This is a genomic window from Oleiphilus sp. HI0079, assembly GCF_001635105.1.
On sequence record NZ_LWFT01000913.1, the window covers coordinates 1 to 1,587 of the forward strand.

Consider the following 1,587-nt stretch of genomic DNA (forward strand, 5'->3'; position numbering starts at 1 on the left):
AGCCGACACGACGAATCTCGCCTTCCTGCAAGACGCGCAATAGTCTAGCTTGCGCGTCTAGTGGAAGCTCTCCAATCTCATCCAAAAATAAGGTGCCGCCATCTGCCGCCTCAATTAACCCCGCTCGAGCAGACACCGCGCCGGTAAAAGCGCCTTTCTCGTGGCCAAAAAGTTCAGATTCAATCAGGGACTCTGGGATAGCGGCACAGTTGATACATACGATCTCCTGATTACTTCGTCGGCTAAGTTCGTGGATCGCCTTGGCCGCTAACTCTTTACCGCTACCTGTCTCACCTTGAATCAAGACGCTTGCGTCAGTTGGAGCCACCTTGTCAATGAGGCCGAACACCTTTCGCATTGGTTGGCAGCGGCCATAAATCATGTCGCTGGCATTCTTGGATTGCCTGCGTTCTTGCGTAGTTGAGCGGTGAGAGTGCTTATTGAGAATGTCTTCAACCGATGACAGTAGGTCTGTCTCATCGTATGGCTTCGCGATGTAATCAACCGCTCCCAGTTTCATTGCTTCGACAGCTGAGCGTAAACTTGCGAAGCTCGCCATAACGAGGACTGGGATTTCGTGTGCGAGTGGAATGATGTCTGTCCCGGCTTGTCCAGACACGCGAAGATCGGTAATGATCAGATCAAAAGATGCGATTGGGAAATCGTCTACTGCTTGATTGATGGAGTGCACGTTCTCCACCTGAAAGTTATGACCGCTTAGTATCTCAACGAGTTCGGAGTATCCGTTGTTTTCATCTTCAATGACTAATATGCGTTGCATGAGCGTTTCTAATTCATCAGCGAGCTTTCATGATAACCAACCAAACGCAGCTCTGGCTAGCGACCTATATGACATAATCCTCATTTGGCTGAAAACGAGAGCGATCCCATTGATCCAGATAGTATGTCAGGTAATCTTCCGGTCGATTTGTGCCATTTGGAAATTCAAAGCCCAGCCATGATCCTAACAACGCTAGATTTTTGATTGGTGCTGTGTCGTCCACTGCGGGAGCAAGGTTCTGCTTAGAAAGCTTTTGTCCTTGAGTATTTGTCACTAAAGGGAAGTGGCCAAATTCTGGTGCCGCTGAATCCAATGAATCATATAATGCTAACTGCATCGGTGTGGAGCTTAGTAAGTCCATTCCTCGAATGACGTGAGTAATCTTTTGGTCGATGTCATCCGACACCACGGCGAGTTGATAAGAATATAAGCCATCACGTCGCTTGAGGATGAAGTCTGAATCTAGTTTCTCTGTTTTTGGGCCAAGCAGAACATCATTCCACTGTAGCGGCTTTTGCTTAGTTTGGAAGCGCACTGCGCCGTCTTTGGGTTGCTCCCCGTGAAATTTTCCGCAAGATGGCAAATGTTCACCCTTGCGGTCAGCAAGTTGCTTGCGGCTGCATGGGCAGTAATAGCAAAGTTTTGCGCTGAGAAGCGTAGCGAGTTGTTCTTCGTAGCGCTGAGCGCATGAAGATTGGTAGCGTACGTCTTGGTCCCAAGCCAGTCCGTGGGTTTCTAGAGTTTTTAAAATACGGCTTGCCGAGCCGGCTCGCTCTCGAGGGGGGTCGATATCTTCTATGCGAACT

General features: G+C 49.0%; 2 protein-coding genes. Both read right to left on the reverse strand.

All coding sequences use genetic code 11. The annotated features are described in order from the left end of the window. On the reverse strand, window positions 1-781 hold a 781-nt coding region (locus A3750_RS27220; RefSeq protein ID WP_156498669.1), incomplete at its 3' end, for a sigma-54 dependent transcriptional regulator. 64 nt (window positions 782-845) lie between these two features. Continuing rightward, window positions 846-1,587 (reverse strand): glutamate--tRNA ligase family protein (locus tag A3750_RS16870; protein WP_068548492.1); only part of this gene is annotated, 742 nt, incomplete at its 5' end.